Genomic DNA, 7,405 nt, shown 5'->3' with positions numbered 1-7,405 from the left:
CCAGGTGGTGTTCCGCGAGGAGGACGCGCACGCGCTGCGCAACGAGTTCTGCGTCCGTGTGACCGGCGCCCGCCCCGCTCCCCCCGCTCTGAGGCGTCGGCGTCAACCGCGCCCGGGCATGCCGCAAGGGTGCCCGCGGACTCCCCGCGGACACCCTTTCCTGCCGAGCCGTCGTGTCGACCGCCCGCTCAGGGGCGGAACTGCTGGGTCTCGTCGCTCCCGCCGCCCGGCTGGTAGGCGCCGCGCCCGCCCATCGGGCTCGCGGTCTCCTGCTCGGGCCGGATGACCTGCGTGCGCTCGGCGCCCGCCCGGTCGGCCATCTGCCGGTTGACGTCGCTCTGCCCCACCGTCTGGGCCCGCCGGTGCTCCTGCACCGCGCGCGACTCCTCGGCCATCCGGTCCAGCCAGCGGTCCCAGCGATTCTGCATCGGCCGCACCAGACCGCCGCCGACGCCGACGATCAGGATGCCGGCCACCGTGGCGAGCACCGCGATCAGCACCGGCGTGGTCACCGTGGTGGCGATGCCCACCTGGTTCAGCGCGGCGATCACACCCAGCGCGAGGATGAAGACCGCCACCACGTCGGCCAGGATCCTGCCGTACGGGAGCCCGCCCAACGCCCCGGAGACCAGGTCCCGCACCGCGTTGGCGATGGCGGCGGCGACGACCACGATGATGATCGCCACGAAGGCCCGGGGCAGCCAGGCGACAACGCCGCTGATCAGGTCACTGATCGCGTTGGGTCCCCACACCCCGAAGGCGAACTGCAGGGTGAACAGCAGCACGGCGTAGTACGCCAGTTTCGCCAGGATGTCGCTGGCGTCGTACTTGGTGCGTTCCAGCGCGCGTCTGATGCCGCCCCGCTCGACCGCCCGATCGAAACCGACGCGTTCCAGCGCGGCGTCGACGATCTTGAGGACCGCTCTGGCGATGAGCCATCCCACCACGAGGATCGCGATGAACGCGATGGCCCGCGGTATGAACAGCAGCACCGACCTCCACATGTCGGCCACGGCGTCGCCGATGTCGACCTGCCTGACCGCGAGGCTATCCCGCATGATGTCCCTCCTGTCGCATGGACTGCGTCGCGCGCATACCCGGTCGGTCCGGTGGCACGCCGTCCCGGTCACCTGGTTTTTCCCGACATGTCACCGCAGACCGGCCCTGACCTGCCCGAACGGTCACCGGAACCGACGCGCGGGGCTTGATCGGAGAAGGCCGTCGGCCGTCGGGCTAGGCTGCGGTCATGCCAGGAACGGTCGGACGGGTCCCCAACCCACCAGCCCCGGTCTCGGGAGCACCCGCCGCCTCGGGCGCCGTGGCGGCCGCCCTCGACCACGACTGGGCCGGCACGTCGCTGGGCCCGTGGGGGGCCTGGGACCCGACGGTCCGGGCGGCGGCCGAGCTGGTCCTCGCCTCGCCGGTGCCGATGGCTCTCGCCCTGGGCGAGGATCTCCTGCTGCTCTACAACGACGGGTACGCCGAGCTGATCGGAGACAAGCACCCGGGCGCCGTCGGCCGCCCGGCCGCCGAGGTCTTTGCGGAGATCTGGCGGCTGCCCGGGGTGGGCGACGTCGTCGAACACACCTACCGCTCGGGTGAGCCGTTCCTGGAGAAGGAGACCACCCTGCCGCTGCAACGCCGTGGGGGCGTCGTCGAGCAGGCGGTCTTCACCCGGGGCTACTCGGCGCTGCGGGACGGCGCCGGGCGGATCGCCGGGGTGCTCACCGTGGCGGCGGAGACCACCCAGGCCACCGAGCAGCTGCAGAGCCTGAGCGACTTCGCCGCCGCGCTCGCGGGCACGCTCACCCTGGACGACGTGGCGCGGGTCGCGCTGCGCTACGCGATCACCTCGTTCGACGCCGACCGGGTCGCCTTCGCCGTCGACGAGGGCGGGGGTGGGTGGCGGATGGTCCGGCGCATCCGCGGTGAGCTGATGGACGAGGCCGACGAGCGGCTCCCTCCGCTGTGGCGGCGCGCGCCGGCCGACTGGGCGGCGCCGGGGGTGGACACGGCCCGCAGCGGCGTGCCGCACTTCACCGACGACGGCCAGCCGCTGCGGGAGACCGCGGTGGACCGGCACGACCAGAAGATCCGTGCGCTGGCCGCGGTGCCGCTGCGGGCGTCGGTGGTCCGCGGTGGCCTGACCGTCGGCTACCAGCGGGCCCACAGCTGGTCGGCCGCCGAGCGGGCGCTGCTGGCCGCCTCGGCCGAGCTGATCGGTCAGGCCGCCGAGCGGGCGCGCCGGTTCGAGACCCAGCACGGCACCGCCCAGCTGCTGCAACGCAGCATGCTGCCCGAGCACCTGCCGGACCTGCCCCGGCTGCGCATCGCGGCCCGCTACGACCCGGGCGTCGACGGCAACGCCGCGGGCGGGGACTTCTACGACGCCTTCCTGCTGCCCACCGGCGGGCTCGGCGTCGTCCTCGGCGACGTCGCCGGCCACGACGTGCAGGCCGCCGCCCGGATGGGGCAGGTCCGCGCCGCGCTGCGCGCGCTGGCGTTGAGCGACCCCCGTCCCGACGCCGTCCTGGCCGGGCTCGACCGGCTGGTCACCAGCCTGGGCGCCGAGGCGGGCACCCACGAGCTCTTCGTGACCGTGGTCTTCGGGGTGATCGACGCGGAACGGCAGCGGCTCACCCTGGCCAGCGCCGGCCATCCCGCCCCGCTGATCCGCCGGTGCACCGAGACGGGTGAGCCTGTCGCCGAGTACCTCGACGTGCCCACCGGCGCCCCGCTGGGCCTGGGCTGCCGGCCGGCCACCACCACCGTCCGGTTCGAGCCCGGTGACACCCTGCTGCTGTTCAGCGACGGGGTGGTGGAGCGGCGCTGGCAGGGGCTGACGACCGGCCTGGACGCGCTGGCCGCCGCGGTGGCCGAGGCGGGCAGCGGCGACCCGCGCGCGTTGTGCGCGGTGGCCACCGCCGCGGTCTCCGGCGCCACCGAGGACGACGTCGCGGTGCTGGCGGTGGAGCACGCGTTGCGGCCGAGCCGATCGGCGAGCATGGAGGTGCCGGCCGAGCCGACCGCGCCGAGCCGGGTACGGCACTGGATGACCGGGCAGCTCACCGAATGGCAGGTGCCGGAGTCGATCATCGGCGCGGCGGTGCTCTGCACCAGCGAGTTGACCACCAACGCGCTGCTGCACGCGGGCACCGCCGCCCGGGTGGAGATCGACCTCAGCCCGGAGCGGCTGCTGGTGTCGGTGGCCGACTCGGGCACCCGGGGCACGGTCACCCGGGCACAGACCGACACGCTGAGCAGCCGGGGTCGCGGTCTGGGGCTGATCGAGGAGCTGAGCGACGCCTGGGGAACGGACCCGACCGTACGCGGCTCGACGGTGTGGTTCGAGATCCTGATCCCGTCCGGGTGACCGGTGGCGTCAGGCGGGCCCGCAGCGGGTAGCACAACGCCCATGCCTACCGAGAAGCCCGCCGGTGTCCTCTTCGACGTGGACGGCACCCTGGTCGACACCACCTACCTGCACACCGTGAGCTGGTGGGAGGCGTTGCGCCAGACCGACCGGCCCGTGCCGATGGCGACGGTCCACCGCGCCATCGGGATGGGCTCGGACAAGCTGCTCGACCACCTGCTCGGCCCGGAGCGGGACCGGGACGCGGACGGCAAGCTGCGGGACGCCCACGACACCCTCTTCGCCGAGTACTGGGAGCGACTGGTACCGCTGCCCGGGGCGGCCGACCTGCTGCGGGCCTGCGCGGAGCGGGGGCTGCGGGTGGTGCTGGCCACCTCGGCCGCCGAGCACGAGGTGGCCGCGCTGCGCCGGGCGCTGGACGCCGACGACGTGATCGACGCCGTCACCTCGTCCGCGGACGCGCAGGAGAGCAAGCCCGCGCCGGACATCCTGGTCGCCGCCCTGGAGCAGTCCGGGCTGACCGCCGAGCGCGTGGTCTTCGTCGGCGACTCGGTCTGGGACGTCGCTTCCGCCGCCAAGCTGGACATCCCCTGCGTCGCGCTCACCTGCGGCGGCACCAGCCGGGGCGAGCTGGCCGGGGCCGGCGCGGTGGCGGTCTACGACGACCCGGCCGCGCTGCTCGCCGTCCTCGGGGACTCGCCGCTCGCCGCTGCGAGGTGAGCGTCACCCGGGTCGGTCGAACCGGGCAGGAATACGGACACCCTTCCCGGGGCAAGCTCTGTCACCACCTGCCCGCACGCCGTGGGCGAGGCGAGAGGTGGTGTCGTGGAGCCGGTGGACGTCGCGTTCGCGGTGGTGGGTCTGGGCGCGTTGCTGGCGGGGATCCTGCCGCGGGTGCTCGAACGCCGTCCACTGTCCATGCCGATCGCCTTCCTCGGCCTCGGCATGCTGATCTTCCTGCTCCCCGTCGGCCTGCCCGACCCCGACCCGCTGGTGCACAAGGAGGTCGCCACCCACCTCACCGAGATCGGCGTGATCGTGGCGCTGATGGGCGCCGGCCTCAAGATCGACCGCCCGTTGAGCTGGGCCCGCTGGTCGTCGACCTGGCGACTGCTGGCCATCGCCATGCCGCTCTGCATCGCGGCGGTGGCACTGCTCGGCTGGTGGTGGGCCGGACTGGTGCCGGCCGCCGCGCTGCTGCTCGGGGCGGCGCTCGCCCCCACCGACCCGGTGCTCGCCGCCGACGTGCAGGTGGGTGAGCCGACCGACGTGGAGGACTCCGAGGACGAGGTCCGCTTCGCCCTCACCTCGGAGGCCGGCCTCAACGACGGGCTGGCCTTCCCCTTCGTGTACGCGGCCATCGCCATCGCCACCACCAGTCTCGCCCCGGGCGACTGGCTGGGCCGCTGGCTCACCGTGGACGTGCTCTGGAAGGTCGGCGCCGGCGTGCTCGGCGGCTGGCTGATCGGGTGGCTGCTCGGCAAGCTCTTCTTCCGGGCCCCGAGCGAGCTGCGGCTGGCCCGGCACGCCGAGGGCTTCCTCGCGCTGGCCGCCACCTTCCTGGCGTACGGGCTGGTGGAGCTGGTCAGCGGGTACGGGTTCCTGGCGGTCTTCGTCGCCGCCCGGGCGATCCGGTCCGCCGAACGCACCCACGAGTTCCACACGGTGCTGCACGACTTCGCCGAGCAGGTCGAGCGGCTGCTCACCGTGCTGCTGCTGCTGCTCTTCGGCGGTGCGGTGGTCGGCGGCCTGCTGGGCCCGCTGACCTGGCAGGCCGCCGCGGTCGGGCTGACGCTGGTCTTCCTGGTCCGGCCGCTGTTCGGCTGGCTGTCGCTGCGCGGCGCACCCGGCCGGCCGGCCGAGCACTGGGTGATCGCGTCGTTCGGCATCCGTGGGGTGGGCTCGTTCTACTACCTCGCCTACGCCACCACGAAGGCCGACTTCCCGCAGGCGGACCTGATCTGGGCGACCGTCGGCCTGGTGGTGATCGTCTCGGTGGTGGTGCACGGCATCGCGGCGACCCCGGTCATGCAGCTGCTCGACCGGGCGGGCGAGCGGACCACCGACCCGTCGGAGCGCACCCCCGCCGGCACCCCCGTCGCCGCCGGCAACCCCTGACCCGGGAGGCGGATCAGGTCAGCCGGGCGACCAGGGCGCGGCCGAGATCGCGGCCGGAGAGCCAGGCGCTCTGCACCCGGGGCTTGCCGAAGGCGTCGCCGGCCAGCCCGACGCCGTCGGCGTCCAGGTGGTAGGTCCCCTGGGCGCCGGCCGTCGGCTTGGCGTACGTCCAGCGGTGCACGTGCACGTCTAGGGCCGGCTCGGGCAACCCGAGCAGGTCCCGGACGGCCTGCTCGATCGCCGGTCCCGCCGCGCTGGGCTGGGCCAGGTGGCCGGCGGTGAACTCGGGCACGGTGTGCGCGACCAGCACCGGCGCGTCGTCGCCCCGCCGGTCGCCGTCGTCGCAGACCAGGTTCAGCACCGCGTGGTCGTTGACGAAGGCGCCACGGAAGTCGGCCCACCGCCGGGCGGGAAAACGCAGCACCGCCGCCAGCGACGGCGACCAGCGCTGCACCTGCGTGGCCCGGGTGGCCGCGGCCAGGGCCGGGTCGAGCAGCAGCGCCGCCTGCGGCCCCGGCATGGCCAGCGCCACCGCCTCGCAGGGCCGCCCGTCCACCACCGGCCCCGGCTCGACGCCGAGCACCAGCCGGTCGACGGTCACCGGCAGCTCCCGGGCCAGCTCCTCGACCAACGACCGCAGTCCCCCCGGCGCCGCCCAGCGCATCGGGCCGGGCACCTCACGCCGACCGTCGGTGCCGTACGCGACGAAGGTGTCGGTCCACGGGCGGGCCAGCCCGGCGGCCCGCCACCGGTCGAGCACCGCGGCGAAGTCCGGGTCGCTGGCGGTGAGGTACGCCGCACCGGTGTCGGCGGGCCGGCCGTCGAAGCGTCGGCTCGCCATCCGGCCGCCGGGCACCCGTCCGCGTTCGCGGATCTCCACTGGGATGCCGGCGCGGACCAGTTCCGCCGCGCACGCCACCCCGGCGATGCCGGCACCGACCACCACCACACCCGTCCGGTCCGCGCTCATCCGGTGATCGTATGCGTCGGCGGGCGGGTGAGGCGGCCGAGACGGAGCGCGCGGGCCACCGCGCCGGGTGCCGCCGGGCGGATCAGGCGCATGGACCGACCCCGACCGGGGTATTGGCACGTCTGTTCGAAGGAAGGTGGAGATGATGACGGACCGGACCGACAGCAACCCGCAGGGCGCGATCAAGGACCCGGACGAGTGGGTCACCGGCGGGGAGCCGCCGACTGCGGCGCAGGAGTCCTACCTGGCCACGCTGGCCCGGGAGGCCGGCGAGGACCTGCCGGAGGAGATGACCAAGGCGGAGGCGTCCAAGCGGATCGACGAGCTTCAGGAGGAGACCGGCCGCGGTCAGTGACCCGGTGGCCGGCGGGGAGGGAGGCGGTGCAGCTCGACCTCGTCGAGCCGCCCCGCCGCCACCCGCGCGGTCAGGAAGGTGGCGTACGGCTGGGACCGGCGGTCGGTCGGTGAGCCCGGGTTGAGCAGGCGCAGCCCGCCCGGGGCGACGGTGTCCCACGGGATGTGCGAGTGACCGAAGACCAGCAGGTCGACGTCGGGGAACCGGGCGGCGCAGCGCTCCTCCCGCCGCGTCCGCGCCCCGGTCTCGTGCACCACACCGACCCGCAGTCCGTCGAGGTCCACCCGGGCGAACTCCGGTAGCCGGGCGCGCAGCGCCGGCCCGTCGTTGTTGCCGTACACCCCGACCAGGCGGCGCGCCCGGGCCTCGATCGCGTCCAGCAGCGACTCGTCCACCCAGTCGCCGGCGTGCACGACCACGTCGGCGGCGTCGATCGCCGCCCAGAGCGGCGCGGGCAGGTCCTTGGCCCGCTTCGGTACGTGCGTGTCGGCGGTGATCACCAGGCGCATCCCGTCATTGTCCCGCAGGTCCCGCCCTTCGGCCGCGCACGACCCGGCCGGCTCACGCCCCTCGGCCAGGCACCACCCGG

7 protein-coding genes are annotated in these 7,405 nt (G+C 74.5%); 4 read left to right on the top strand and 3 right to left on the bottom strand.

The window, feature by feature from the left end; translation table 11 throughout:
* Positions 1-188: 188 nt before the first annotated feature.
* Entirely contained in the window at positions 189-1,058 is an 870-nt protein-coding gene (locus tag NCC78_RS24440; protein WP_250797301.1) for a mechanosensitive ion channel family protein, read from the bottom strand.
* A 188-nt stretch (positions 1,059-1,246) separates the two neighbouring features.
* Between NCC78_RS24440 and NCC78_RS24435 the strand changes: the two genes are divergently transcribed.
* The 3 genes from NCC78_RS24435 (at position 1,247) to NCC78_RS24425 (ending at position 5,491) form a co-directional block, all read left to right on the top strand.
* Complete coding sequence (locus tag NCC78_RS24435; protein ID WP_250797300.1) at positions 1,247-3,373, top strand: ATP-binding SpoIIE family protein phosphatase; 2,127 nt, start codon at positions 1,247-1,249, stop codon at positions 3,371-3,373.
* 42 nt (positions 3,374-3,415) lie between these two features.
* Positions 3,416-4,093 (top strand): HAD family hydrolase, encoded by a 678-nt coding sequence (locus NCC78_RS24430; protein ID WP_250797299.1) that lies wholly within the window; start codon positions 3,416-3,418, stop codon positions 4,091-4,093.
* 105 nt (positions 4,094-4,198) lie between these two features.
* Positions 4,199-5,491, top strand: coding sequence for a cation:proton antiporter (locus tag NCC78_RS24425; protein ID WP_250797297.1), 1,293 nt, complete (start codon positions 4,199-4,201; stop codon positions 5,489-5,491).
* Positions 5,492-5,504: 13 nt separating this feature from the next.
* Here the strand turns inward: NCC78_RS24425 and NCC78_RS24420 are convergent, their stop codons facing one another.
* Entirely contained in the window at positions 5,505-6,440 is a 936-nt protein-coding gene (locus NCC78_RS24420; RefSeq protein WP_250797304.1) for an NAD(P)/FAD-dependent oxidoreductase, read from the bottom strand.
* Positions 6,441-6,606: 166 nt separating this feature from the next.
* Between NCC78_RS24420 and NCC78_RS24415 the strand changes: the two genes are divergently transcribed.
* Complete coding sequence (locus NCC78_RS24415; RefSeq protein WP_250797295.1) at positions 6,607-6,816, top strand: DUF3072 domain-containing protein; 210 nt, start codon at positions 6,607-6,609, stop codon at positions 6,814-6,816.
* Here the strand turns inward: NCC78_RS24415 and NCC78_RS24410 are convergent.
* Positions 6,810-7,325, bottom strand: a complete 516-nt coding sequence (locus tag NCC78_RS24410; protein WP_250797303.1) for a metallophosphoesterase family protein — start codon at positions 7,323-7,325, stop codon at positions 6,810-6,812. The two genes, NCC78_RS24415 and NCC78_RS24410, sit on opposite strands and share 7 nt — an antisense overlap.
* Between the last annotated feature and the right edge of the window lie 80 nt (positions 7,326-7,405).

The sequence above is a fragment of the Micromonospora phytophila genome (genome assembly GCF_023656545.1).
GTDB lineage: Bacteria > Actinomycetota > Actinomycetes > Mycobacteriales > Micromonosporaceae > Micromonospora > Micromonospora phytophila.
The sequence above is the reverse complement of the archived record's forward strand: the minus strand, read 5'-3'. Positions and strand labels throughout refer to the sequence as shown.